23 protein-coding genes are annotated in these 23,905 nt (G+C 64.7%); 14 read left to right on the plus strand and 9 right to left on the minus strand.

Going from position 1 to position 23,905, the window contains the following annotated elements; translation table 11 throughout:
* Positions 1-6 precede the first annotated feature (6 nt).
* Complete coding sequence (locus tag ACV4UZ_RS20700; protein ID WP_491602676.1) at positions 7-645, minus strand: CYTH domain-containing protein; 639 nt, start codon at positions 643-645, stop codon at positions 7-9.
* 49 nt (positions 646-694) lie between these two features.
* Positions 695-3,184, minus strand: coding sequence for a bacteriohemerythrin (locus tag ACV4UZ_RS20705; RefSeq protein WP_491602677.1), 2,490 nt, complete (start codon positions 3,182-3,184; stop codon positions 695-697).
* Positions 3,185-3,458: 274 nt separating this feature from the next.
* On the opposite strand from ACV4UZ_RS20705, the gene ACV4UZ_RS20710 reads away from it, so the two are divergent.
* Positions 3,459-3,695: a TraR/DksA C4-type zinc finger protein gene (locus ACV4UZ_RS20710; protein ID WP_491602678.1), complete on the plus strand. Its 237-nt coding sequence runs from the start codon at positions 3,459-3,461 to the stop codon at positions 3,693-3,695.
* 45 nt (positions 3,696-3,740) lie between these two features.
* Here ACV4UZ_RS20710 and ACV4UZ_RS20715 read toward each other — a convergent pair whose 3' ends face one another.
* Positions 3,741-4,145, minus strand: a complete 405-nt coding sequence (locus ACV4UZ_RS20715; protein WP_491602679.1) for a hypothetical protein — start codon at positions 4,143-4,145, stop codon at positions 3,741-3,743.
* A 267-nt stretch (positions 4,146-4,412) separates the two neighbouring features.
* Here ACV4UZ_RS20715 and ACV4UZ_RS20720 point away from each other — a divergent pair, with 267 nt between their 5' ends.
* Positions 4,413-4,679: a hypothetical protein gene (locus ACV4UZ_RS20720; RefSeq protein ID WP_491602680.1), complete on the plus strand. Its 267-nt coding sequence runs from the start codon at positions 4,413-4,415 to the stop codon at positions 4,677-4,679.
* 124 nt (positions 4,680-4,803) lie between these two features.
* On the plus strand, positions 4,804-6,486 hold the full coding sequence (locus ACV4UZ_RS20725; RefSeq protein WP_491602681.1) for a methyl-accepting chemotaxis protein: 1,683 nt from the start codon (positions 4,804-4,806) through the stop codon (positions 6,484-6,486).
* On the opposite strand, the gene ACV4UZ_RS20730 is transcribed toward ACV4UZ_RS20725, so the two are convergent.
* Together ACV4UZ_RS20730 and phaP are read right to left on the minus strand one after the other, a co-directional pair.
* Positions 6,487-6,678: a hypothetical protein gene (locus ACV4UZ_RS20730; RefSeq protein ID WP_491602682.1), complete on the minus strand. Its 192-nt coding sequence runs from the start codon at positions 6,676-6,678 to the stop codon at positions 6,487-6,489. It abuts the gene before it with no gap.
* 21 nt (positions 6,679-6,699) lie between these two features.
* Positions 6,700-7,029 (minus strand): TIGR01841 family phasin, encoded by a 330-nt coding sequence (phaP, locus tag ACV4UZ_RS20735; protein ID WP_491602683.1) that lies wholly within the window; start codon positions 7,027-7,029, stop codon positions 6,700-6,702.
* A gap of 188 nt (positions 7,030-7,217) precedes the next feature.
* On the opposite strand from phaP, the gene ACV4UZ_RS20740 reads away from it, so the two are divergent.
* Positions 7,218-7,475, plus strand: coding sequence for a hypothetical protein (locus ACV4UZ_RS20740; protein ID WP_491602684.1), 258 nt, complete (start codon positions 7,218-7,220; stop codon positions 7,473-7,475).
* A gap of 15 nt (positions 7,476-7,490) precedes the next feature.
* Here ACV4UZ_RS20740 and ACV4UZ_RS20745 read toward each other — a convergent pair whose 3' ends face one another.
* Positions 7,491-7,655 (minus strand): hypothetical protein, encoded by a 165-nt coding sequence (locus tag ACV4UZ_RS20745; protein ID WP_491602685.1) that lies wholly within the window; start codon positions 7,653-7,655, stop codon positions 7,491-7,493.
* 420 nt (positions 7,656-8,075) lie between these two features.
* Between ACV4UZ_RS20745 and ACV4UZ_RS20750 the strand changes: the two genes are divergently transcribed.
* The 8 genes from ACV4UZ_RS20750 to ACV4UZ_RS20785 all read left to right on the plus strand — a co-directional run bounded on the left by ACV4UZ_RS20750 (position 8,076) and on the right by ACV4UZ_RS20785 (position 17,447).
* The gene (locus ACV4UZ_RS20750; RefSeq protein WP_491602686.1) at positions 8,076-9,368 is read left to right on the plus strand and encodes a cupin domain-containing protein; all 1,293 of its coding nucleotides are present in this window, start codon (positions 8,076-8,078) and stop codon (positions 9,366-9,368) included.
* A 59-nt stretch (positions 9,369-9,427) separates the two neighbouring features.
* Entirely contained in the window at positions 9,428-10,390 is a 963-nt protein-coding gene (gene moaA / locus ACV4UZ_RS20755) for a GTP 3',8-cyclase MoaA (RefSeq protein WP_491602687.1), read from the plus strand.
* Positions 10,391-10,664: 274 nt separating this feature from the next.
* The gene (locus ACV4UZ_RS20760; RefSeq protein ID WP_491602688.1) at positions 10,665-13,460 is read left to right on the plus strand and encodes a molybdopterin-dependent oxidoreductase; all 2,796 of its coding nucleotides are present in this window, start codon (positions 10,665-10,667) and stop codon (positions 13,458-13,460) included.
* 75 nt (positions 13,461-13,535) lie between these two features.
* Positions 13,536-14,540, plus strand: coding sequence for a 4Fe-4S dicluster domain-containing protein (locus ACV4UZ_RS20765; protein WP_491602689.1), 1,005 nt, complete (start codon positions 13,536-13,538; stop codon positions 14,538-14,540).
* 15 nt (positions 14,541-14,555) lie between these two features.
* Positions 14,556-15,248 carry a cytochrome c family protein gene (locus ACV4UZ_RS20770; RefSeq protein ID WP_491602690.1) on the plus strand — a complete coding sequence of 231 codons (693 nt, stop codon included), beginning with the start codon at positions 14,556-14,558 and terminating at the stop codon, positions 15,246-15,248.
* Positions 15,245-15,925: a molecular chaperone TorD family protein gene (locus tag ACV4UZ_RS20775; RefSeq protein WP_491602691.1), complete on the plus strand. Its 681-nt coding sequence runs from the start codon at positions 15,245-15,247 to the stop codon at positions 15,923-15,925. The genes ACV4UZ_RS20770 and ACV4UZ_RS20775 overlap by 4 nt, the downstream gene beginning before the upstream one ends.
* A gap of 3 nt (positions 15,926-15,928) precedes the next feature.
* Positions 15,929-16,510 carry a NapC/NirT family cytochrome c gene (locus ACV4UZ_RS20780; protein ID WP_491602692.1) on the plus strand — a complete coding sequence of 194 codons (582 nt, stop codon included), beginning with the start codon at positions 15,929-15,931 and terminating at the stop codon, positions 16,508-16,510.
* Between the two features lie 37 nt (positions 16,511-16,547).
* Positions 16,548-17,447 carry a chlorite dismutase family protein gene (locus ACV4UZ_RS20785; RefSeq protein ID WP_491602693.1) on the plus strand — a complete coding sequence of 300 codons (900 nt, stop codon included), beginning with the start codon at positions 16,548-16,550 and terminating at the stop codon, positions 17,445-17,447.
* A 149-nt stretch (positions 17,448-17,596) separates the two neighbouring features.
* On the opposite strand, the gene ACV4UZ_RS20790 is transcribed toward ACV4UZ_RS20785, so the two are convergent.
* Positions 17,597-18,973 (minus strand): sigma-54-dependent transcriptional regulator, encoded by a 1,377-nt coding sequence (locus ACV4UZ_RS20790; RefSeq protein WP_491602694.1) that lies wholly within the window; start codon positions 18,971-18,973, stop codon positions 17,597-17,599.
* Positions 18,974-19,113: 140 nt separating this feature from the next.
* Between ACV4UZ_RS20790 and ACV4UZ_RS20795 the strand changes: the two genes are divergently transcribed.
* Positions 19,114-20,985, plus strand: coding sequence for a two-component system sensor histidine kinase NtrB (locus tag ACV4UZ_RS20795; RefSeq protein WP_491602695.1), 1,872 nt, complete (start codon positions 19,114-19,116; stop codon positions 20,983-20,985).
* Positions 20,982-21,329, plus strand: a complete 348-nt coding sequence (locus ACV4UZ_RS20800) for a cupin domain-containing protein (protein WP_491602696.1) — start codon at positions 20,982-20,984, stop codon at positions 21,327-21,329. The genes ACV4UZ_RS20795 and ACV4UZ_RS20800 overlap by 4 nt, the downstream gene beginning before the upstream one ends.
* A gap of 215 nt (positions 21,330-21,544) precedes the next feature.
* Here ACV4UZ_RS20800 and ACV4UZ_RS20805 read toward each other — a convergent pair whose 3' ends face one another.
* The gene (locus ACV4UZ_RS20805; RefSeq protein ID WP_491602697.1) at positions 21,545-21,682 is read right to left on the minus strand and encodes a hypothetical protein; all 138 of its coding nucleotides are present in this window, start codon (positions 21,680-21,682) and stop codon (positions 21,545-21,547) included.
* Between the two features lie 19 nt (positions 21,683-21,701).
* On the minus strand, positions 21,702-23,801 hold the full coding sequence (locus ACV4UZ_RS20810; RefSeq protein ID WP_491602698.1) for a site-2 protease family protein: 2,100 nt from the start codon (positions 23,799-23,801) through the stop codon (positions 21,702-21,704).
* Between the last annotated feature and the right edge of the window lie 104 nt (positions 23,802-23,905).

Genomic DNA, 23,905 nt, shown 5'->3' on the forward strand with positions numbered 1-23,905 from the left:
CCGAGATCAAAGGGAATCCCGGCGATGCAGAAGGTGGCGGAATTCGGGTCCGACGCGCACCCGCCGAGAAACCCCGGCGGCAGGGAAAATGTCGGCAGCACGCTTTCCTCCCTTGAACATTCCACCCGTCCCAACGGGCTTTCCCAACGTAACCCTACCCCACAGCGCCAGAACCTCCATCAGCGATTCCGTCCGGGCGATGACGCTGTTGTGGAAGGCCCGGACCCGGGTCACATCCTCTCCCACCCAAGCGGGCCTGGCGACGGCCTGCCAGGGATGCATCAGCTCCACTTCGGCCAGGCACAGGCCGTCATGACGGCCGAGAAAGCGGTCGATTTCCCAGTGCAGCCCACCCTCGATCCAATCGTGGCGGAATTTCTCGATCGGCCGGTGAGGACAGAGGTCCAGCAGAAGCGCGGCCTGCTCGGGAGGGATCGGATATTCCGCTTCCCAGCGGGTGCCGGCGATGACGGGCGTCTTGGTGGTGATGGTCCCCTGTGCCTCGGTCCACCGCACCCGCAGGGTGATGCCGGGAGCGGCGGGGAAATAGCCCTGGCGGATCAGGCGTCCCGGCGCATGGCGGGGCCACCCGTCAAGAACCAGGAACTTGCGCTCCGTCTCAGTGCCGAGCATCAGGTTTGCCATGGCCAGGTCCGCCGATCCCGCCAAGAGGAAGGAGCGAGTATCCCTCCGATCATCGGCGCGACGCAAGGGTCGAGACCGCCGCCTTGTCGGTCTTGAAGACATGATCCATCAGCCATTCACGCAGAAAGGCCATCATCTCCATGGACAGATTGGCCTTGCCCTCGTGGAAGTCCCGGATAAAGCCGCCGACCCGGTCCAGAAGGTCCCGGTGGACCCGTCGGTGCCCGTCCAGGCTGGGCAGGCCGCCCTCGGCCCAGATACCTTCCTCCCTGGCGAAATGCTCGGTGGTGTAGGCCGCCAGCTTATTCAGGATGCCGCCCAGCACGTCGCGCCCCTTGGACTGCATCATGGCCGAGTTCAACTCGTTGACATAATGGACCAGCCTTTCGTGATCGGCATCGATCACCGCGTTGCCGGTCAGCCAGTTGTCGCCCCATTTCAGGCTGGGGGCGCCGTCCTGGACGCCCATGAGGAAATTGTCCACCGTGGCGCGCAGGACTTCGGACTGGCCGGTCATCCGCGTCGAGGTGTCCAGCATGGCGGAGGCGGCGTTCTGCATCTGGGCGGCCTCCCCCACCACCCAGTTGATGGAGGACGCCACCAGGGTGGTGCCCTGGGCGGCATCCTGGGCCGAGCGGGCGATTTCCTTGGTGGCCGCGCCCTGCTCCTCGACGGCGGCGGCGATGGAGCCGGAGATCTGGTTGACGTTGGCCACCGAGGTGGAGATTTCCCCGATGGCCTCGACGGCAGCCTTTCCCGCCGCCTGGACCGAGGCGATCTGCTGGGCGATCTCGGCGGTGGCCTGGGTGGTCTTGTCGGCCAGTTGCTTGACCTCGTTGGCGACCACGGTGAAGCCGTGGCCGTGCTCGCCGGCCCGAGCCGCCTCGATGGTGGCGTTGAGCGCCAGCAGGCGGGTCTGGCTGGCGATGGTCTGGATGAAGGTCACCACCGTGCCGATGCGGTGAGAGGCCTCGAACAGCGACTGGACGATACAGTCTGTCCGCCGGGCGTTGTCGGCGGCGGCAACGGCGACCTGGGACGCCTCGTTCACCCGGGCCGAGATCTCCTCGATGGAATAGGCCAGTTGCTCGGCTGCCGCCGCCATGGCCTGCACGCTGGCGGTCGCCGCCCCCGAGGACTGGTCGACCTCCCGCATCCTTTGCACGGTCTGGGCGGCGAAGGCCTCCATGTCGCGGGCGGTGGCCTCGGTATCGCCGGCCGAACGGGCCACATCCCGGATGATGGCGGCCACATCGGAATCGAAGCCGGCGATCAGAACCTCCAACTGCTGGCTGCGCAATTCCTTGGCGGCCTGCTCCGCCTCCTGGCGGACCCGCAATTCCTCCATCTTGAGAGCGTTGTCGCGAAAGACCTGAACCGCCTTGGCCATCAGCCCCACCTCATCGGCACGGTGAACGCCCGGAATCTCGATCTGGTTGTTTCCCGCCGCCAGGCGGCTCATGGCCTCTTCCATCAAGAGGACGGGCCGCGCGATGGACCGGCCCGAGACGACACCCACGGCCACGATGCTCAGCACGGTCAGAATACCCATGACGGCGATCGCCACCCCCGCCTGGCTTCTGGTCCGGTCCTGGCGCAATGTGGCCTCGGCCATGCCCGACTGGGCCATGACGGCAAAGTCCCGGATGCGCGGCTGCAGTTCCGCGAACATGGCCCGCAATGTCCCGATCTGGGCCTGCTGGTCGAGATCGGCGGCGCCGTAGGCGGCCATGTCCGCCGAATACCGGGCGGCCAGGACGCGGAAATCCTCCTTGGTGGAATTGGGCAAAGGGGCGGAATCGATGCCGATGTCGAATTGCGCCGCCGCACCCCGCCCCTTGCTCAGATAGGATTCATCCTTGTAGAGCATGAAGTCCTTTTCCGCCTCGCGCAGCCGGAGCATGCGGGCCTTGAGGTCGTCGGTATTGGGCCACATGCCCAGTTCACCATCGATGGCCTTGACCGAGGCGCGGAGCCGGCCGCGCAGGCCGTCGCTTTCGGTCAGGCCCAGGTTCAGAGTCACGTCGGCGACGATCCGGAATTGAGCGGCGGTCTGGCCGATGGCCGCCTCCAGGCCGTCGATCTCGGCCCGATGGCCGGCGGCGGCGGCGGAAGCCTTGATGGCGGCCAGCGCCGTCTCCACCTGGCGGTGGCGGGCCTCGAAATCATCGATGAAGTCGTGACGGCGCTCGGCGGTCAGGCCGTTGGCGGCGGTCTGCATGGCCAAGGCGCCGGCCCGGATGTGGCTGGACTGCTCCCACAGCCGCTGATAATCGGCCTGTTCGGCGATCGCGCCCGAGATGCGGCGCTCGCTCAGGCCGTAGACCACACCCAGCAGAATGCCCGCCACGACGACCAGTCCGATCAGGATGCTGAAGCGCGCCTGAATCCGGATGTCGCGAAGCAGGGGAATGTCGCCGCTATGCCAGGGGCCGGCCATCCAGCCCCGCCACGCCCGGGCCAGGCCGCCCCTGGGGCGCATGCCGCCGATGGAGATCATGTCGGGAAGAGAAAGACCGCGCCAGATCGAAGACGCCAAGGTGGCTCCGGTTGGTTCCCTCATCCTGATATTCTTTCCAAATCTCAGGCATTCAACCGGCGCCATGCCGGCTCAAGCCGAATAAGCCCGAGTGGAAGTATTGGAATATGCGGAAAAAATTATGGGTTAATGTTGCATTAACCTAATGCTTCATTTTTATGTCAGCGCCACTCTCATTCTAATTCGCACCATTCACGAAAGTATCACTTCCCGTCAGGGAATGGCTCCCCCAGGGTGGCGCGGCATGTTCCATGATCAGGCTGGAGGTTGTGACTTGGACGACATCGATTGCGCGGCGGAACGAATCGAAGCCTTCAGGGATGTGGCGTTGAAGGTTGTTCTCGACAGGATGGCTGGTCCGCGCTCGTCCGGAATCTGCAAGACCTGCTACGAGCCGATCGAGCCCCAGCGGATTGCGGTCAACCCCCATGCCCGGCACTGCAGCTTCTGCGCGGCGGAGGAAGAGGCGGCGCAACGCCACACCCGGCTGTGCGGTCCTCGGCGGGTATAGAACGTCCCCCGCCACAGGGCTGCACCCCTGTGGCGGGGGCGATGATCAGGATTTCGCCAGGGCCTGGGCGACGACCATGCGGACCCAGGCGGCCCGCGACAGGCCCAGGGTCTCGGCGCGCGCGTCCACTTGGGGGAGCTGCTGATCATCGAAACGGATGATCACCGCCTCCTTTTTCTTCTTGTCCTTCTTCTTATCCTTCTTCTTGTCCTTCTTCGCCTTCTTGACGGTCTTGTCCTCGGCGACGACAGCCTCCGGCGCGGCCGCCGGCTTGGCCTTCTTGACCTTCTGCTCGGCCTTCTTGGCCTTGGGCGCGGCGGGGAGCTTCGGCTCGGCCTTCTTCTTCGCCGCGACGGGCTTGTCGGCGGTCTTCGGCTCGGCGGCCTCGGACGGAAGGGCGGAAGCGGGGGTTCCGGCCTCCGGGGTCTTGGGTTTATTCGGGGCGGTCATGATTGTCTCCAGGTGGAAGCGGCGAGCGCCGCGATATCGGTGGCAACAACAGTATATCGAAGCGATATCGCTTTCAATCGCATTTATTTTCGCGGGGCGGTTGGGGCGGACGCACCTAACCAACGGATAGTTCAATGCTTTTTCCGCATGGCGGAGGTGCTGTGGGGTGAAAAACGTAATTTGACGTTTCGATGACGATGGCGCATGGTTTACGCACCGTGAGCGAAGAACGGAGGCTCCTTCGCATTGTCGATATGGAGGGGTGCCATGAACACTCTCGACGGCAATGTCATCGTGTTTCGTCCCAAAGCCAAGACTGGGGAATTGCAGCTGGCGCTGACCATCGGCAACGGCGCCCGCGCGGCGGCCCGATGCCTGGACGGCGCCGTCGATGGCTCGGCCGAGCTTTCCGGAAGCGGCAGGGTCTTGGGCGGGATGGCGCGGGAGCTGGACGAGATTTCAAGCCGTTGCGTGGATCTGGCCGCGCGCCTGGAGCACTGCCTCTCCCTGCGCCGCCAGATGGCCGAGTTATAGCGCCACCGCACCGTTTTGTGCGGCGCAGCAAATTCATCTTTCCTTAATCCTTTCGGCGGAGGCGGTTGGCCATAATGGGCGATGACCATTCATCGTGCGAAGGCTTGCCGCCGCCGGAGGGAACATGCTCAACGATCTGCGAATTGGCACGCGTCTATCCATTCTCGTCTCGGCGATGGTGGTGGTGATGGTTCTCGTCGTCGCCCTCGGCCATTGGGGCATGGCCCGGATCAATGCCAGCCTGCAGACCGTCTATGACGACCGGACTGTCCCCCTGGTCCAGCTCGGCAATGTGGAGCGGAGCTTCTTCTGGATTCGGACCCGCATGCTGCTGCTGCAGCGCGAGGACGAAGCCGCCAACGCCACCAGGCTGCGTGCCGAGATCGCCGACCTTGACCAGACCATCGACAGCAACTGGCGGGCCTACATGGCCACGTATCTGACCCCGGAGGAAAAGGTGCTGGCGGCCAATGTCGAGCGCGGCATGGCCGAATACCGGGAATTGCGGCAGAAGGTCCTGGATGCCGTGGCGGCGGGGGATTATGACCGGGCCAGGGCCTTGTCGGCCGCGGAGGTCAGCGCGGCGTTCGACCGCCTGGATCAGGCGCTGGTCGCCGACATCGCCCTGCAGGACCGGGTGGCCAACGAGGAGCATGCCAAAGGACAGGCAACCTTCGAACTGGCCACTCTGGGCAATCTTTTGGCCGCTGCCGTCGGCATCGCTCTGTCCCTGGTCCTGGCCTGGATGATCGTGCGCTCCATCACCCGCTCCATCGCGTCGATGATCGCCGCCATGACCGCCCTGGCCGCCGGCGATACCGGCACCCCGATTCACGGGGGCGAGCGGAAGGACGAGATCGGCGACATGGCCCGCTCGGTGGAGGTCTTCCGCCGCAACGCCATCGAGCGCCGCCGTCTCGAGGACCAGGAGAAGGAAGCCCTCCTGCGCCGCGAGCGGCGCCAGACCGCCATGGACAAGCTGTCGGGGGAATTCGACGCCGCCGTCACCGAACTGCTCGAGGGGCTGGCCGATGCCGCGCTGCGCATGAAGGACACGGCGCAGACCATGGCCGCCAACGCCGAGGAAACCCAGCGCCAGAGCGCGGCGGTCTCGGCCGCCACCGAACAGGCCAGCGCCAACGTCAACACCATTGCCGCCGCCAGCAATGAACTGGTGGCCTCGATCAACGAGATCAGCAGCCAGGTGAGCCGCTCGGCCTCCATCTCGGCCGGCGCCGCTTCGGAGGCCGAAGCCACCAACAGCCGCATGCAGGCGCTGGCCGAGTCCGCCAACCGTATCGGCGAGGTGGTCGACCTGATCAATGACATCGCCAGCCAGACCAACCTTCTGGCCTTGAACGCCACCATCGAGGCTGCCAGGGCGGGCGATGCCGGAAAAGGTTTTGCTGTCGTGGCCAACGAGGTCAAGCATCTGGCCAACCAGACCGCCAAGGCCACGGGGGAGATCGCCTCCCAGATCGGCGCCATTCAGGATGAGACCCTGGCGGCGGTGGAGGCGATCCGGCGGATCACCAGGGTGATCGGCGAGATCAGCGAGATGTCGTCGTCCATCGCCGGTGCCGTCGAGGAGCAGGGCGCCGCCATGCAGGAGGTGGTGCGCAACGTGGAGCAGGCGGCGGTCGGGACCAGCGAGGTGGCGCAGAACATCGTGCAGGTCGCCGACGCCGCCGACAGCACCGGACGCATGGCGGCCAGCGTCCAATCGGCGGCGGGAGCGTTGTCGGTCCAGAGCACGCGGCTGCAGAATTCGGTGGAGGAATTCCTGTCAGGCGTCAAGGCCGCCTGATCATGCGTGTCGGCCGGGACGAAAGGCTTCGTGGATCCGGCCGCAAGCATCCTTGAGATCGCAGCCCAGGTGGGCGGAGCATCGGCATCCGCCGCCCACCATGGCGGCCAGAACAATGTTCTTATCCTCGGCCAGGGCCTGGACCATCGCCGACACCCGGCGGGGCAGACAGTCGCGGACGTTGTCGTGCATGACAGCCTCCTCGGTCGTGGTCTACTTCGGGCCGGCGATCGTCTTCAGTTCATCGAGATTCTCCTTCACCCGCTGGTTCAGGATCGCGGCCGCCTTTTCCGAGGCGGCCGCCAGCATCTCGGACATCCGGCGCAGGTTTTCCAGGGTGTGCTCGGTGGCCGTTCTGGCGATCTCGGCCTGCTTGGAAAGCGCGGCCTCGGGGGAGGAGATCAGTTCGGCGCTCTCGCGGATCGCCGCGTGAAGTATCTCGTTTTGCCGGTTGAAGACCGCATGGAACGCATCGATGGCGTGCTGGTTCGCCTCTTCCAGCGCGGTGAGGTTCTTCATCTGGCTTTCCAGCATGGCCTTCATGCTTTCGTTGGAAACGGGAAGCGAGGACAGCAGCTTGGCGAAATCGGTTCCGATCCAGAAATTTTGCAGCACGAACCGCCTCCATCACGAATGTCATAGTCGGAGGCATTATCGATAGGTGGCCGGCGAAGATTCATGAATGTTTGGTGTCATCGGGCGGCACGGCACCGCCGATGAATGACTGTTCCGTGACAACTCTCGCGCCGACTACCGCCTTCCTGTTCGAGCAGCTGACGGTGGCCGGCGTGGTGTTCATGCCGCTCAACGTCCTGGCCGGCATCGGCGGAATGTCCGAATTCTCCATGATGACCCAGGGCGTCCCCAGGCCCGTGGCCTATGGCGCCTTCACCGCCGGGATGATCCTGGTGGGCTGGGGAACCCATACGATCCTGAAGGTCTTCGAGGCCAGGAGCGCCAGGAAGGTGGCCAAGGCAACGCCCGCCTGACGCCGCCCTTTCCGGTCAGCGAAGGGCCGGCAGGCCCCGGAAGTATCCCACCGCGCCGCGCAGGTTGACGCGCTTGCGCATCTCGTCGCGGAATTCCGGCCGGTACTTGGCCGAATCCTCGGCGGCGCCGGTCAGGACGATATGATCCTGTGGCCGCTCGCCGTTCTGGCCGTCGAGCATCCTGCCTTTCCACACGGAGTCCGTCCGAGCTTGGTCGAATCGATGCCGCCCCCTCGCCCGTCACCCCGGCCTTGAGCCGGGGCCCAGGGGGAGCATAACCAAATGTCATCGTCTGCAACTCCTGGGTCCCGGATCAAGTCCGGGAGGACGCGGCCAAGAGCTTCAACCTAAGCCGGAGAGACTCCAGGACATGGCGGTGAGCGGCCGGCGTCCGGTGCCGTCATGGGGCTGATTGTCCCCGGCACTTGGCGTCAAATTTGCAGAGATCAAAGACGGTCCGCCCCAACTCGCTTTCTCTGCTATAAAGCGATCTGGTCGGGCTGAGATTTCGCCTAACCTCGTGGTCGTGACGGGGGATGGCGGCTGACGTGGGAACTTGAGATGTCGGGCTGCCGTATTCGGATCTGGATCGGGGCGTTATTGCTCCTTATCGCCGGCGCTGCAGCCGGCGAGGCGGCGACTCCGGCCGACACCTACCAGGCCATCGAAGCCGTCAACGCCCAACTCGCGGCCTTCCATGATGCGAACGGCACCATGCCGGCGGTGGATCCCCAGGCGCCGCCCCTGACGGAACGGCTGCCCCGCCACGTCCTGCAGAAGGCCCGCGAGGTGCTTTTGAAGATTCAGGCCGTCCGCCAGCTCAACGGACTGCCGCTCCAGCCGGTGCCTGAAATCGCCGTGCGGGAGGTCCAGCCCGACGACGTCAAGTTCTTCGTCGAGAGGATGCTGCAGGGCTTGAAGGATTTGCGGCCGATCTTCGGCAATCCGCCGGTTGCCAAGGTGCCGCGCGCCTCGCGGGAAATGAAGCCGACCGACAATTTCGCCGCGCTGCGCCGGGCGGAATTGCAGGTCGACGGCCTGGGCCTGCCGGCGACATCACCCAATGACGTCATGCGGATTGCCCTTTCCATCGTCAATGATCTGGAGCTGGTGAGGTCGTCGCTGGGAATCACCACGCCGGTACCACCATCGCATGTCATTCCCGCCCGACGACCGGCGGACACCTACGACAACGCCATGGGCCTGCTGGCCGACATCAAGGCACTGACCGAGAACAATCCGAGTCTGGCCATCCCCATGGGGGTCGTGCTGCCCGAGCGCCGGAGCGGAACCATCAAGCCGGCCCATGTCATGGATCTCCTGGGCACCGTATTGGCCGAAATTTCCGCGATCAAGGCGAAGACCGGGGTGACGATTCCCACCGTGCTGGCCCCGCCCCAGACCGGCATGACGCCATCGGACGTCCATTCGGCGGTATCCCATGCCCGCGCCCTGGTCGCCAGCCTTCCCGGAGCACGGGCCGGCGGTACACCCGATAGCAGCCGCAAGGTTTACGAACCCGTCGCCGTTCGAAAGGACGGAACAACGAACAGGGTCTACACCGTCGAGGATTTCGCCAAGCCCGATGCCAGGATGGTCCGGCGCCACGTCATCAGCCAATCGGAGCATGCCGTCGTCACCGGCTGGCACGTCGCGCCCGGCCAGGGACTGGAGCCTCATCGCCATCCCGAGGGCCAGGACACCTGGGTGGTGCTGGCGGGCGAGGCCGATTACCTGATGGGTGGCGGCAAGAGCCGCAAGATCAAGGCCGGCGACATCGCCATCGCCACCACCGGGCAGGTGCACGGTGCCCGCAACACCGGGACCTCACCCTTTATTTTCGTCTCCACCGTCACCCCGGCCGATGCCGGTCTCGAGCCCGGCGACAACTAGCACGGTTCTTGCTCCATCCCGGCATCAGGCGCCATGCCTGATGCCACGGGAGCAGGCCGATGTTGATGGATTCTCACGGACGCAGGATTTCCTATCTGCGGGTCTCGGTGACCGACCGCTGCAATCTCCGCTGCTTCTACTGCATGGCCGAGGACACCGAGTTCCTGCCGCGTCGGGATCTGCTGTCCCTGGAGGAAATGGCCAGGGTCTGCCGCGCCTTCGTCGCCCGTGGGGTGCGCAAGATCCGCCTGACCGGGGGCGAGCCGCTGGTGCGGCGCAACGTGATCAGCCTCGTGGCCGATCTGGGGGCGCTGATCGGGCAAGGCGGCCTCGACGAACTGACCCTGACCACCAACGGCACTCAGCTGGCGCGGTACGCGTCATTGCTGGCGCAGGCCGGCATGCGCCGGGTCAATGTTTCCCTCGACACCCTCGACCCCGTCCGATTCAGCCGCCTGACCCGAGGCGGCCGGGTGGAGACGGTCATCGACGGCATCCTGGCCGCGCGCGAGGCCGGACTGGCCGTCAAGGTCAATGCCGTGGCGCTGGCGGATCAACCGGCCCGGGACTGGGACCGGCTGATCGGCTGGTGCGGCAGCCTCGGCCTGGACCTCTGCCTGATCGAGGCCATGCCCATGGGCGGCGGCGCGGGCATCGGGCCGTCCCTGGCCCGACTGCGCGCCGCGCTGGAGCGGCGATGGACGCTGACCGATTCGCCCCACCGCACCAGCGGTCCCGCCCGCTATGTGGATGTGGCGGAAACCGGTAGGCGGATCGGCTTCATCACCCCTCTCAGTCATGGTTTCTGCGGCACCTGCGACCGCATGCGGCTGACCTGTACCGGCATGGTCCATCCCTGCCTGGGAAGGGACGATGGCTTCAATCTGGGGGCTGCTCTCAGAGCGGATTCCACCGGCGCCATGCTGGAAGACGCCATCGATAATGCCGTCGCCGGCAAGCCTTGGGAACACGACTTCGCCCAGGGGCGTCAGTCGCGCCCCATGAGCATGACCGGGGGCTGATCAGGGGCTTCCTCTTCGCAGGCGCAAGATGATCGTTTCGTTCAATCGATCCGAAGGCGATTGAACGAAGCGTCGGAATGGTCGGGTGCATCTTCTGATCCAGATCAATTAGCAGAATCTGCAATACCCGGAAATCCCGTGAGGTTACTGCCGGAGGCGATTTCTGGCGCTTCTGGCACGTCCCTTGCGCTTCTCTCGGCACCTTGCTCGGCCCCGCGCCGACACCAGCACATCATGCCGACCAATTCGAGGCAGATACTTCAAGGAGCGCATCATGGCCGAACGTTCACGCCGCTCATTCCTCAAGGCCGCCGGAGCCACCTCCCTGGGCGTGGGCCTTGCCGGGACAATTCCCTTCCGCGCCCTGGCCGCCACCGATCCCGGTCGGGAGTTCGAATACAGCGGCTGGGAGCAGTTTCATCGCGACCAGTGGAGCTGGGACAAGAGGACCCGGGGCGCCCACCTGATCAACTGCACCGGCGCCTGTCCCCATTACGTCTACCAGAAGAACGGCGTGATCCTGCGCGAGGAGCAGTCCAAGGACGCCCCCATGCTGAAGGGGGTGCCCGAATACAATCCGCGCGGCTGCAACAAGGGCGAATGCGCCACCGACTACGTCTACAGCTCCACCCGCCTGAAGTATCCGCTGATCCGGGTCGGCGAGCGCGGCGAGGGCAAGTGGCGCCGGGCCAGCTGGGACGAGGCGCTGGGCATGATCGCCGACAAGATCGTCGATACCATCAGGACGGAAGGCCCCGACGCCATCAGCGTCTATTCGCCGGTCCCGGCGGTGGCGCCGGTGTCGTTCTCGGGCGGTCACCGCTTCGCCCACCTGATCGGCGCCCATGCCCACACCTTCTTCGACTGGTACGGCGACCAGCCTCCCGGCCAGACCCAGACCTGCGGCGTCCAGGGCGACACCTGCGAGACGGCCGACTGGTACAATGCCCGCTACATCATCCTGTGGGGCGCCAATCCCTCCCAGACCCGCATTCCCGACGCGCATTTCCTGGCGGAAGCGTCGCTGAACGGTACCAAGATCGTCAGCGTCGCCCCGGACTACAACGCCTCGACCATCAAGGCCGATCTGTGGGTCCACCCCAAGCCGGGCACCGATGTGGCCCTGGTGCTGGGCATGGCCAACGTCATCCTCAAGGAAAAGCTGTTCGACGCCCATAACCTGAAGGAGCAGACCGACATGCCCCTTCTGGTGCGCTCGGACACCAAGATGTTCCTGCGTGAATCCGACATGGTGGCCGATGGCTCCAAGAACCGGTTCTACGCCTGGGACATGAAGACCAACATGCCGGTGCTGATGCGCGGCAGCTGGGGCGACGACCCCGAGGTCAAGCCGACGGTGCAGCCGCCCTTCCTGGCCCGCAACACGCTGACCTTCCCCGACGGCACCCTTGATCTCGGCGCCCTCGACCCGGCCCTGGAGGGCAAGTTCAAGGTCAAGCTGGCCAACGGCAAGACCGTGGAATGCCAGCCGGTCTACGAACTCTACCGCGCCCGCATCATGGCCGATTATACCCCCGAGAAGGTGGCGGCCATCACCGGCGTCAACGCCAAGACCATCGTCCAGATGGGCCGCGAATACGCCATGGCCAAGCCGGCCATGATCATCACCGGCGGCGGTACCGGCCACTGGTTCTATTCCGATATCCTGATGCGGGTGTTCCATTTCCTGTCGTCGCTGACCGCCAACGAGGGCAAGAACGGCGGCGGCGTCAACCACTACATCGGCCAGTGGAAGCCGACCTTCGTGCCCGGCGTGGCCGCCCTGGCCTTTCCGCAGGGCGCGGCCAAGCAGCGTTTCTGCCAGACCACCATCTGGACCTACGTCCATGCCGACGCCTATGACGGCATGGAGAAGGTGGGCATCGACACCGCCAAATATCTGAAGCAGTCGCTCGATACCAAGCAGATGCCCATCTATCCCCGCGACGGGCGCGACCCCAAGGTCTTCATCTGCTATCGCGGCAACTTCCTCAATCAGTCCAAGGGCCAGAAATACGTTCTGCGCAACCTGTGGCCCAAGCTGGACCTGATCGTCACCGCCAACATCCGCATGGACAGCCAGGCGCTGTACTCGGACATCGTGCTGCCCTCGGCCCATTGGTACGAGAAGACCGACCTCAACGTCACCGAGGAGCACACCTTCATCAACATGACGGAACCGGCGATTCCGCCCCAGTGGGAGTCCAAGACCGACTGGCAGATCTTCGTCGCCCTGTCCCGCAAGGTCCAGGAAGCGGCCATCGCCAAGGGCTTCCCCAAGTTCTTCGATGATCAGTACAAATGGAACCGCGACCTGTCCACCTTGTCGGCGCAGTTCACCGACAACGGAAAGCTGGAAGCCGACGAGGCCGCCGCCCAGTTCATCCTGGACAACGCGCCCCAGAGCAAGGGCATCACCCTGGACCAGATTCGCGAGAAGCCGGTGCGCTTCAAGGCCAACTGGACTTCGCCCATGAAGGAAGGCGTGCCCTATACGCCGTTCCAGTTCTTCGCCGTCAACAAGCGCCCCTGGCCGACGCTGACCGGCCGCCAGCAGTTCTACATCGACCACGAGGTGTTCTTCTCCATGGGGGTCGAACTGCCGGTCTACAAGGCGCCCATCGACGCCGACAAGTATCCGCTGCGCTTCAACACGCCGCATTCGCGCCACTCGATCCATTCCACCTTCAAGGACAACCCGCTGATGCTGCGGCTGCAGCGCGGCGGCCCCATGGTGGAAGTCCCCCGGGTCGAGGCGGAGGCCCGCGGCCTCAAGGACAACGACTGGGCCGAGATCTTCAACGATCACGGCAAGGTCATCGTCCGGATCAAGGTCAAGGACGGCGAGCAGCCGGGCCGCATCTCCATGTACCACACGCCCGAGCTTTACATGGACCTGATCGAGGGCAGCACCCAGAGCGTCTGCCCCATCCGCATCACCCCCACCCATCTGGTCGGCAATTACGGCCACCTGCTGTTCCGGCCCAACTACTACGGCCCCGGCGGCAGCCAGCGCGACACGCGGGTGGAGATGCGCAAGTACACGGGAACCGTCACCAAGCAGCTGTGACCTGACCTCGATCCAACAATGTCCTCCGCCGGGCCATGAACGCGGCCCGGCGGAACCGAAAACAGGAGTTCCGACATGACCACCAAAGCAATGGCGGTTCCCACCCGGCAGATCGCCTTCGTCGTCGACCTCAACAAGTGCATCGGCTGCCAGACCTGCACCGTGGCCTGCAAGCGGCTGTGGACCGGCCATCCCGGCCAGGCCTTCATGTACTGGCGCAACGTCGAGACCGCTCCGGGCCAGGGCTATCCCCGCAACTGGACGGCCAAGGGCGGCGGCTACAAGGACGGCGAACTGCAGAAGGGCAAGCGTCCCGGCGGCGCCGATTACGGCGTGCCCTTCGACTTCGACTATGAAGGCCGCCTGTTCCAGGGCAAGCCCGACCGGGCGCGTCCCAGCCCGACGCCCCACAGCGCCCCCAACTGGGACGAGGAACAGGGCGCCGGCGAATACCCCAACAACCACTATTTCTTCCTGCCGCGCATGTGCAATCACTGCTCGCAGCCGGCCTGCCTGGAAGCCTGTCCCAACGACGCCATCTACCGTCGCGTCCAGGACGGCATCAACGTCATCAACCTGGACAAGTGCAAAGGCACCGGGTCGTGCGTCGAGGCCTGCCCCTACGGCAAGGCCTTCCTCAACATGGCCGATCTCAAGGGCAACAAGTGCATCGGCTGCTATCCCCGCATCGAAAAGGGCGTGGCCTCGGCCTGCGTCGCCCAATGCGCCGGCCGCGCCATGCATGTGGGCTTCCTCGACGACATGAACAGCTCGGTCCATAAGCTGGTCAACGTCTTCAAGGTCGCCCTGCCGCTCTACCCCGAAAAGGGCACCAAGCCCAACGTCTTCTACATCCCGCCGGCCTTCGGCCCCATGGTCGAGGACGCCCAGGGCAACCTGACCAACACGCCCAAGATCCCGCTGGCCTATCTCGAACAGCTGTTCGGCCGCGAGGTCGGTTCGGCCCTGGCCCTGCTGCGGTCCGAGCGCAGCCGCAAGATGGGCGGCATGCCCTCCGAAGTGATGGACACCATGATCGGGGTGCGCAGCGCCGACATGATGATCTCTCCCCTGACCTGATAAGGCGCCGTTCCGATGAAAAAGCTCTTTCCGTTCATTGTGGCCGTGGGGCTGGCGCTGTTGGCGCCGGCCGCCCAGGCGGCCGACAAGGCCACGTTCGAAGGCACCAAGGTCTGCGGCAAGTGCCACGACCTGCAGGCCGAATCCTGGCAGACCACCGGCCACGCCAAGGCCTTCGATCTGCTGAAGCCCGGAATCCGCTCCGAGGCCAAGGCCAAGGCCAAGCTGGACCCGGCCAAGGACTATACCGCCGACGCCAATTGCCTGGGCTGTCACACCACCGGCCATGGCGAGCCGGGTGGCTATGATCCCGCCATGCCGCCCGCCCAGGCCAAGGCCCTGGCGTCGGTGGGCTGCGAATCCTGTCACGGCGCCGGCAGCCTGTTCAAGAAGGAGCACGGCGACGCCGAGGGGCGCTTCAAGAAGGGCGGCGCCACCACCGACCGCAAGGTGCTGGTCGAGGCGGGTCAGACCTTCGACTACGAGAAGGCCTGCGCCAAATGCCACGGCGCCGCCACCAAGGTGGCCAGCCCCTTCACCCCGGCCGTAGACCCCAAATACGCCTTCGATTTCGACAAGGCGGTGCGGGCCGGCGGCAAGGCCAAGGGCGTCCATGACCACTTCAAGCTGATCGGCGTCTTCGCGGGCGAACCCGTGCACAGGCTGCGCCCGGAATTCCAGAAGAACGCCAAGGAGGGCGGAGAATGACCCCCGCGCCGACGATCGCGGCCTGCCGCGCCGAAGCCTACGGCCTGCTGGCCGAAGCCTTCACCTATCCCGAGGAAACGCTCTGCCGGAACATCATCGACGGCCACCTGCAGGCGGAATTGTGCGACACCATTTCCCAGGCCTATCCCGGGTCGGCCATCGCCGTGCTGGCCCTGGCCGACGAACTGGCCATACCGGCGGGAACCGGCTGCGACGAGGTGGAGAGCGCCTATCTCTCCAGCTTCGAACTGGATGCGCCGTCGTCGCCCTGCCCGCTCTACGAGGGCGCCCATATCCGCGACACCGACCGGGCCGCGATCCTGCTGGAGGTCAAATCCTTCTACCAGCATTTCGGCCTGATGGTCGCCGACGGGCTCAACGCTCCCGAGGACCATCTGGCGGCCGAGCTCGAGTTCATGGCCTTCCTGGCCGCCAAGCAGGCCGACGCCGAAGAGGCGGGACGGGACCCGGCCCCCTATCTCAGGGCGCAGCGCGACTTCCTCGAGCGCCATCTCGGACGCTGGCTGCCGCTTCTGGCGACGGCGGCCGAGCACAAGATTGCCTTCGGGTTCTATCGCGGCATGTGCCGTCTGGTGGGCACCTACGTCGCCGGCGACCTGGACCTGATGCAGCGCCAGGTCCCCCGGGTGCCGTCGGCCGCCCGCCTGGAGCACTGAATCATGAGTCTTCCCAAGCTTCCCCGCTGGATGTTGCTGGGAGCCCCATTGGGCGCCGCCGTGGCGTTCTTCATCGCCGGCATCGTCTTCTGGGGCGGCTTCAACACCGCCATGGAGGCGACCAACACCCTGGGGTTCTGCATCTCGTGCCACGAGATGAAGGACACCGTCTACAAGGAGTACGTGGGCACCACCCATTACACCAACCGCAGCGGCGTGCGGGCGGTGTGCTCCGACTGCCACGTGCCCCATCCCTGGGTCTACAAGATCATCCGCAAGATCCAGGCCTCGGGCGAGCTTTACCACAAGGTCATGGGCTCGGTGGACACCCCCGAGAAGTTCGAGGCCAAGCGCCTGGAACTGGCCAAGCGGGTCTGGTCGACCATGAAATCCACCGATTCGCGGGAATGCCGCAACTGCCATTCCTTCGCCGCCATGTCCAAGGATGCCCAGAAAAGTACGGCCTGGCGGCGCCACAGCTCCGCCGACGAGAAGGGCAAGACCTGCATCGATTGCCACAAGGGCATCGCCCACAAGGACATCTCCTCGCTCTACGAGGAGGACGAGGCCGGCGCGGCGAAGTGATCAACCATCGCACATTCAACAAGAGAGGGAGTTTATTATGAAACGCTTCAATACCAGCCGTCTTCTGGCCTTCGGCACCGCCCTGACCCTGACCCTGGCGGTGGGCATCGGTACCGCCGCCGCCCAGGGCATGGCCAAGCCCGGCGACATGAAGGCCGCCCCCATGGCCGACATGAAGACGGCCCCCATGGCTCCCATGGCGCCGATGATGGCCGATCGGGCCAAGCTGCTGACCTCGCCCGGCGTGTTCGGCAATTTCTCCACCTACAAGCTGCGGGCCGATTTCGCCAAGCTGCCCGCCGCCGAGCGCAAGATGGCCGCCGCCGAGGTCATGAAGGTGGTGGACAAGCACAAGGACAAGGTGATCGTCGACGCCTATCTGACCCGTGGCTTCGAGGCCAACAGCGACTTCCTGCTGCGCGTTCATTCCACCGATATGGCCGCCACCCAGTCCTTCCTGGTGGATTTCCGCGCCACCCGCTTCGGCATGCACGCCGACGTCACCGAAAATCTGGTGGGAATCACCAAGGCGCTGAACTACATCTCCAAGGACAAGTCGCCCGACCTCAACGCCGGCCTGTCCTCGGCCTCCTACAGCGGTGACGCGCCCCGCTACACCATCGTCATTCCGGTCAAGAAGAATGCCGAATGGTGGAACCTGACCGACGCCCAGCGGCTGAAGGAGATGGAAGTCCACACCATGCCGACGCTCCCCTATCTGGTGAACGTCAAGCGCAAGCTCTATCACTCCACCGGTCTCGACGACACCGACTTCATCACCTATTTCGAGACCAACGACCTCGGCGCCTTCAACAACCTGCTGCTGGCCCTGGCCGCCGTGCCGGAGAACAAGTACCACGTGCGCTGGGGCAGCCCCACCATCATGGGCACCATCCTGCCCTTCGAAACGGTGGTGAAGACCCTTTCGGGGATGTAGGCGGTCGCTGTCCGGCCGGACTCCCCGCCAGCCTCCCGCGGTCGGAACAGCCGAGCCCGCCGGTCACGATTGCCCCCGTGACCGGCGGGTTTGTTTTTGGCGTTTGGATGGTTCGTTCAAATGGGCTTCAGGGAAATTGAACGATTCGTTCAGTCGTCGTCGCCGTTCCTGCCGCGCGGCGAGACCAGCCCGAACTCCTTGATCCTCCGCTCCAGCCTGGGGCGGGATACGCCGAGGATGTCGCAGGCCTTGCCCTTGTGCCAGTTGGTCTCCGCCAGCACACGGCGGATATGGTCGCGTTCCAGTTCCCGCAGCGAACACAGGGTGCCGGAACAGCCCGTGTCCGACATCCCCCCGGGCTGCACGCGGTGGCGAAGCTCGGGCGGCAAGCAATCCGGTGTCAGGACGTCGCCACGCTGGAGGACCGCCGCCTTCATCAGGACATTCTCCAGCTCGCGCACGTTGCCCGGCCAGTGATACTCCTCGAGGCAGGCGATGGCTTCGGCCGACACCCGGCGGATGGTCTTGCGCAGATCCTTGTTGATCTTCTTCAACAGGAATTCCGTGAGCAAGGGGATGTCTCCCCGCCTCTCGCGCAGGGGCGGCAGGTTGATGGTAGCGACGTTCAGGCGGTAGAACAGGTCCTCGCGGAACTGTCCCGCCGCCACCCGCTCCTTTAGGTCGACGTTGGTGGCGGTGATGAAGCGCGCCTTGCTGGTCTTGACCTGCGACCCGCCGACGGGGGTGTATTCGCGCTCTTCCAGGATGCGCAGCAGCTTGCTCTGCATGGGCGGCGAAAGCTCGGCGATTTCGTCCAGGAACAGGGTGCCCTCGCCCACCTGCTCCACCTTGCCCTTATGGGCGCTGACGGCGCCGGTGAAGGCGCCGCGCTCGTGGCCGAACATCTCGCTTTCCAGCAGGGTTTCCACCAGGGCGGCGCAATTGACGGCCACGAAGGGGTGGTGACGGTCGGCGCTGGCGTTGTGAACGGCGCGGGCCACCAGTTCCTTGCCGGTACCGGATTCGCCCAGGACCTGAACCGTGATGCGACTTTGCGCCACCAGGCCGATGCGCTTGAAAACCTCCTTCATGACGAAGGACTGCCCGATGATCTGTGTGGTTCCGGCTCCGGCGGCGGTGCCGATCACCAATCCCTCGCCGGAGCGGCCTTGCGACAGGGCCCGCTCCACCGCCGCATCCAGTTCATCCAGGTCGATGGGCTTGGGGACATAGTCGATGGCGCCCCCCTGCATGGCCGCCACCGTGGTCTCGAAATCATGGAAGGCGGTGATCATGATCACCGGCAAGGTCGGGCGCTGGGCCTTGATGGAGGATAGGAGTTGCATGCCGTCCGCTCCCGGCAGGCGGACGTCGGAAATCACCACGTCGATGTCAGGGTCCTCAGCCTTGTTGATGCCGTCCTCGGCCGAATGCGCGACGGTGACCGAGTAATCGATCTGCTGGAAATGCAACTCCAGGGTCCGGCAGATGGCGCGGTCGTCATCGACGAGCAGGATGTGCGGCATAATGGACTCGCGATCAGCAGGAAGGACGGCACCGGAATTGCAATAACTCGGCCAACTCGTCGAGACAGCATAGCACCGTCCGGCGGGGAAGATTAAGCTTGGGCCGAGATGGCCGGCCGCCGCAGGGGACAGCGCGCTCCATGAAGACATCGCGGAAGATTTTCGGCCTGACCTATCTGATATCGGTGCTGGCCATTGCCGGCATTGCCCTGTTCACCCTGTCTCGAACCACCGCCACCCTTCACGACCTGTCGCGCCAGCGCCTCTCCGAAAGCGTCAATCGCGAGTCGCGGATCATCTACAATACCCTCGACATGGTCAGAAGCGACCTCCAGGTCCTGGCCGAGGAGGGAGGGGCCGGGGCTGGCAAGGATCCGGAAATCCGCAGGAGACTGACCGAGCGATATGCGGGACTGATGCAAAAGCGCCCCGCCTATACCCGAATATTGCTGCAACCGAACGCGGCCGGTGCGGCAACCATCTCGGTTGAGCAGACGGAGCTGGGGCTGCGCGCCAAGGGGGTGGGGGCCGCGATCGAGTCCGATTTCCTCATGATGGCCGAGGAAGCGGTCAAGCTTTGGCCGGGCAACGTCACCCTGTCGCAGGTGTTGATCCGTAATGTCCGCGAGGAGGTGGATCAGAAGGCGCGGGTCATCTACGCCGCCACCCCCGTCGCCACCAAGGATGGCCGGGTGGAAGGCGCCCTGGTGATCGCCATCGATTTCGACACTCTGGTCGGCGGCTTCGGACGCCCACGAACCGATATCACCTTCTTCATCGGCAACCGTGACGGTGAATACCTCTACCGCCCCACAGCGCAGCAGGAGACCAGGTCCATCACATGGTCCAACTCCATGATCAGGGATTTCAGGCTGGGTGAGCGCTGGCAGAAATGGTCATACGGCAGCGACCCGCAATTGCGCTTCGACAGCCCAGAAACCCATATGGCCGTGGTGTTGTACCGGGTGTTGCTGGCCGATCCCCTGCTGGGGCCGAACGCACCGGTCCTGGTGGTCGGAGGCGCAGCCTCCCTGACCGAGATGGACAGTCAGATTCTCGGTTTTCGCACGGAACTGGCCGTGATGGCCCTGGTGGTGGGGGGCATGGTGGCCTTCGCCCTGGCCCTTGCCACCAAGTACCTGACCCAGCCGATTCAGGAACTCACCTTGCTCGCGGATCGCATCCGGGATGGCGAGCGCGACATCACATCACCCGCCAGCGATCGCCGAGACGAGTTCGGCGTTCTGGCTCGGGCCATGATGCGCATGCTCGATGCCCTGCGGGACGCGGCCAAGAACGAGGAACAGGCGGCCCTGGGGCGCATGGCGACCATGATCGCCCACGACATCCGCAACGCGCTGTCCTCGGTGAAGATGAACCTGAAGATTCTCGATACCCACCACCGGGCAGCGGCCGACGAATTCACCGATGGCTGCGACATCGCCCTGCGGCAAATCTCTTACATGGAGAACATCCTGACCGACATGCTCGACTTCGCGCGCCCCAACGGCCTGGAGCCCGACTGGGTCGATCTGGACGACGTCATCGAAGTTGCGACGGTCTCCATGCTTCCCGAGATCACCGAACAATCCATCGTGGTGTGTACCGACGGTCACCATTCCCTGCCCAAGGTGTGGGGGGACCGCACCCGGCTGATCCAGGTGTTCCAGAACCTTCTGGCCAATGCCATCCAGGCCATGGGGCCCGGCGGTCATCTGACCATTGAAGCAAGGTCGGCGCTGTTCAAGTCACGACCGGCTGTCGAGGTCAGCATCGCGGATACCGGACCGGGCATCCCCGACAGCATCCGCGGCAAGGTTCTCGAACCCTTCTTCACCACCCGGGCCAAGGGAACCGGCCTCGGCCTCACCATCGTTCACCGCCTGGTCAAGAGCCATGACGGGGAATTGCACCTGGAGCCCAATCCGGGTGGAGGGACCATCGCCCGGGTGATCCTGCCCCTGGTTTCGCCCCACTGGCAGGCCGAACAATCCATGACGGAGATCCCATGAACCGCATCCTCACCATCGACGAGCACACCCGCCCCAACCCCGATCAGGTCGAACGGGTGGTGGTCGCCCAGTCGGAGCAGGCCGCCCTGGTGGTCTGGCATTTGCTGCCCGGCCAGGAGATCGCCCCCCATCGCCATCCTTACGGACAGGATACCTGGGTGGTCATCGCGGGAGAGGCCGATTATCTGCTCGGCGGTGGCGAGACCCGGGTGGTAAAAGCCGGCGACCTGGCCATCGCCGCCCCTGGACAGACACATGGCGCCCGCAACCGCGGCGCGGTCCCATTTGTATTCGCTTCGGTCGTTGCCCCGGCGGATGCTGGGTTTGAGGTGACGGAGCCCTGAGCCGAGACCGTTCTCTTGTGACCGCTTGCCCTGAATTGAAGGCACCAATCGTCTCATAGCCCTCAGTCAGCCGTCCCGCAACTCGAACGGAGCCGTCCTGACGGCGGGACGTAAACACCACCATTAACCCGCCCAATAATTCTACGACCCAAATCGTTGGAGAGCTGATCATGCAGAGCCCGCAAAACCCGAGACACCACTCCATACGGCCCGGCCTATCGGATCACCTCCAGGTCTGCCGCACGATTGGCGGCATAGATCTCGTCCGGACTTGATCCAGGCTTGTCCGCAGAAACGGCTGACAGTGGTGACAGCAAGGGCAGGATGGCCAGGGCCAAGAACAGCTTTTTCATGATGGTCTCCATTTCTTATTCAGAAACCCCATTCACGGATCAACACAGCGGCGGCGGAGCGTAAAGAGCCTCCCAGCAGGGATTGGTGCTGGCCATCCATGTGGACCTGGCCACGTCGGGGGCTGGAGAATGCGGGCGGGGCATCGATTGAAAGGCGGACGCGATAGAAGGCGCCATCAGGAACCAGATTTTTGTCAGCGAAGCGGGCGGGGATGGTGCCGCCGTAAGCGGTGGCCAGAGCTGGTTCGGTGAGGGATTTGACGGCGACGCGGTCAATAGCCGAGATGGCGGCATTCAACGCCTTGCCGCCACCTTCGGGGATGAAGCGGGCTGGATGGCCGACGGCAATGCGGGGCAGGTCGGATTCGGCGACGTAGGCTTCCAGCACAGTGCCGGAGCGCAAGCCCAGGATGGGTTCTCGCCCATTGATCCACTGACCAGGCTGCAAGTTGGGCGAGATGTCGGTGATGGTGGCAGCCATGGGAGCCACCAGGGTCAGCCTGTCGGTTTCCGCTTGGATGGCGGCGCGTTCGGCTACGGCGCCGGCCAGTTCCTGGGTGATGGATTGGGTGCGGTTGCGGAAGCTGTCCTCGAACCCGCTGGCGGACAGTTCGTATTTCAGCACGCCGATGCGGCGTTCCACCTGCTGGCGGCGCAAGGCCAGATCGGGGTTGTCCAGGCGGGCCAGCACGGTACCGGCCTGGACACTTTGCCCGTCGGTCACCATGACTTCCGCCAGGATGGCGGAACTGGGGGCATAAAGCGCCATGTGGCTTTCGGCCTTTAGGATGGCGGGGGCGGAAACGCGACCCGACCACGGCAGCATCAAGACCAGCAGCAGGATCAGCATCGCGCCCAGCGGCCAGCGGCTGCGGCGACTGGCGCGGATGGCGGGCAGGCGTTTCTTCCACTCCTTGATTTCCGCCCAGAACGGCTTGACCACGAACCAGCCGATTTCCACCACGAACAGGACGATGCCGACGACCTTGATGAAGAAGTGGTAAACCAGCACGGCGATGCCTAAGAACAGCGCCAGCCGATAAATCCATACCGCCCAGGCGAAGACGATCATCCAGCCGCGCGTGGTGGTGGACAGGTGTTCCGGCACCGGCTCATTCAGGCCGAACAGCATTTCCCGCAGATGCCAGCGGGCCAAAGCGAAGCTGCGCGGGTGCAGATTGGGCTGATCCAAGGCGTCCATGGCCAGGAAATAGCCGTCGAAGCGCATGAACGGGCTGAGGTTGATGGCCAGCGAAGAAATCAGGGTGGTGACCGCCAGGGTGAAGGCCATGCCCTTTGCGGTGCCCTCGGGCAGCAGGCCCCAGGCCAGCAAAGCCCAGGCGGCGATACTCATCTCGGCCAGAATGCCCGCCGCCCCCACCATCAGCCGCTGACGCCGATCCGTCAGCTTCCACGCATCGTTGACGTCGGTGTAGAGCATGGGCCACAGCACCAGGAAGGCCACGCCCATGGTGGGGACCCGGCAGCCATAGGATTTGGCGACCAGCGCATGCCCCAGTTCGTGGGCCATCTTGGCGAAGCCCAGCGCGATGCCGAAGGCGGCCAGCCCGCTCAGCGAGAAATGATCGACGAAGGTGGCGGCGAAGCGGTCCCATTGCCGCCCGACCATCAACAGCCCCAGCAGCAGCGCGGCCAGCGTGCACAGGCGGAAGGCGCGTGACCCCATCCAGGCCACCAGCGGAAGGGCCCGGCTCAGCCAGGCATCGGGCCGCACCAGGGGGATGCGGAAGAACAGATAATGGTGCAAGGCCCAGGTGAGCCAACTGGTCCTGGCCGCGTCGCGGAGGGCCAGCAGACGATCGACGTCCTTGGGCGTCTCGGCCTTCAGCAAGCCGCCCCGGGCCAGGAACTCGACCACACTGGCCACATCCTGATCGTCCAGATCCAGCGGAGTCTCGGCACAAACGGCTTGGGCCACCTCGCTCGGGCTGCCCAAATGCCAGCGGGACAGCACCTCGAAGGCCGGCCAGGACAGGCGGAAGAAGCGGTTGGACAACGGATCATGCAAAGTCCAGGTGGGAGCGCCGTCATGGGCGGGCGGGCCGGACAGCAGCGCCAGATCGTCGCGCAATCGCGGGAAAACGGCGGGGGCGATCATGATACCCCGGACGGTGAGAGAACCACGGAGGCACAGAGACACAGAGATGGCACAGAGAAACAAAAACAGGATTTTTCTTTTCCTCTGTGTTTTCTCTGTGTCTC

Source organism: Paramagnetospirillum sp., assembly GCF_058402745.1.

What these genes read in the sequence shown, in the direction of transcription:
- ACV4UZ_RS20700 (WP_491602676.1), bottom strand. Translation starts at nt 645, where the DNA reads ATGGCAAACCTGATGCTCGGCACTGAGACGGAGCGCAAGTTCCTGGTT.
- ACV4UZ_RS20715 (WP_491602679.1), bottom strand. Translation starts at nt 4,145, where the DNA reads ATGACCGCCCCGAATAAACCCAAGACCCCGGAGGCCGGAACCCCCGCT.
- ACV4UZ_RS20720 (WP_491602680.1), top strand. Translation starts at nt 4,413, where the DNA reads ATGAACACTCTCGACGGCAATGTCATCGTGTTTCGTCCCAAAGCCAAG.
- ACV4UZ_RS20725 (WP_491602681.1), top strand. Translation starts at nt 4,804, where the DNA reads ATGCTCAACGATCTGCGAATTGGCACGCGTCTATCCATTCTCGTCTCG.
- ACV4UZ_RS20730 (WP_491602682.1), bottom strand. Translation starts at nt 6,678, where the DNA reads ATGCACGACAACGTCCGCGACTGTCTGCCCCGCCGGGTGTCGGCGATG.
- phaP (WP_491602683.1), bottom strand. Translation starts at nt 7,029, where the DNA reads ATGAAGGCCATGCTGGAAAGCCAGATGAAGAACCTCACCGCGCTGGAA.
- ACV4UZ_RS20745 (WP_491602685.1), bottom strand. Translation starts at nt 7,655, where the DNA reads ATGCTCGACGGCCAGAACGGCGAGCGGCCACAGGATCATATCGTCCTG.
- moaA (WP_491602687.1), top strand. Translation starts at nt 9,428, where the DNA reads ATGTTGATGGATTCTCACGGACGCAGGATTTCCTATCTGCGGGTCTCG.
- ACV4UZ_RS20760 (WP_491602688.1), top strand. Translation starts at nt 10,665, where the DNA reads ATGGCCGAACGTTCACGCCGCTCATTCCTCAAGGCCGCCGGAGCCACC.
- ACV4UZ_RS20765 (WP_491602689.1), top strand. Translation starts at nt 13,536, where the DNA reads ATGACCACCAAAGCAATGGCGGTTCCCACCCGGCAGATCGCCTTCGTC.
- ACV4UZ_RS20770 (WP_491602690.1), top strand. Translation starts at nt 14,556, where the DNA reads ATGAAAAAGCTCTTTCCGTTCATTGTGGCCGTGGGGCTGGCGCTGTTG.
- ACV4UZ_RS20775 (WP_491602691.1), top strand. Translation starts at nt 15,245, where the DNA reads ATGACCCCCGCGCCGACGATCGCGGCCTGCCGCGCCGAAGCCTACGGC.
- ACV4UZ_RS20780 (WP_491602692.1), top strand. Translation starts at nt 15,929, where the DNA reads ATGAGTCTTCCCAAGCTTCCCCGCTGGATGTTGCTGGGAGCCCCATTG.
- ACV4UZ_RS20785 (WP_491602693.1), top strand. Translation starts at nt 16,548, where the DNA reads ATGAAACGCTTCAATACCAGCCGTCTTCTGGCCTTCGGCACCGCCCTG.
- ACV4UZ_RS20790 (WP_491602694.1), bottom strand. Translation starts at nt 18,973, where the DNA reads ATGCCGCACATCCTGCTCGTCGATGACGACCGCGCCATCTGCCGGACC.
- ACV4UZ_RS20795 (WP_491602695.1), top strand. Translation starts at nt 19,114, where the DNA reads ATGAAGACATCGCGGAAGATTTTCGGCCTGACCTATCTGATATCGGTG.
- ACV4UZ_RS20800 (WP_491602696.1), top strand. Translation starts at nt 20,982, where the DNA reads ATGAACCGCATCCTCACCATCGACGAGCACACCCGCCCCAACCCCGAT.
- ACV4UZ_RS20805 (WP_491602697.1), bottom strand. Translation starts at nt 21,682, where the DNA reads ATGAAAAAGCTGTTCTTGGCCCTGGCCATCCTGCCCTTGCTGTCACCA.
- ACV4UZ_RS20810 (WP_491602698.1), bottom strand. Translation starts at nt 23,801, where the DNA reads ATGATCGCCCCCGCCGTTTTCCCGCGATTGCGCGACGATCTGGCGCTG.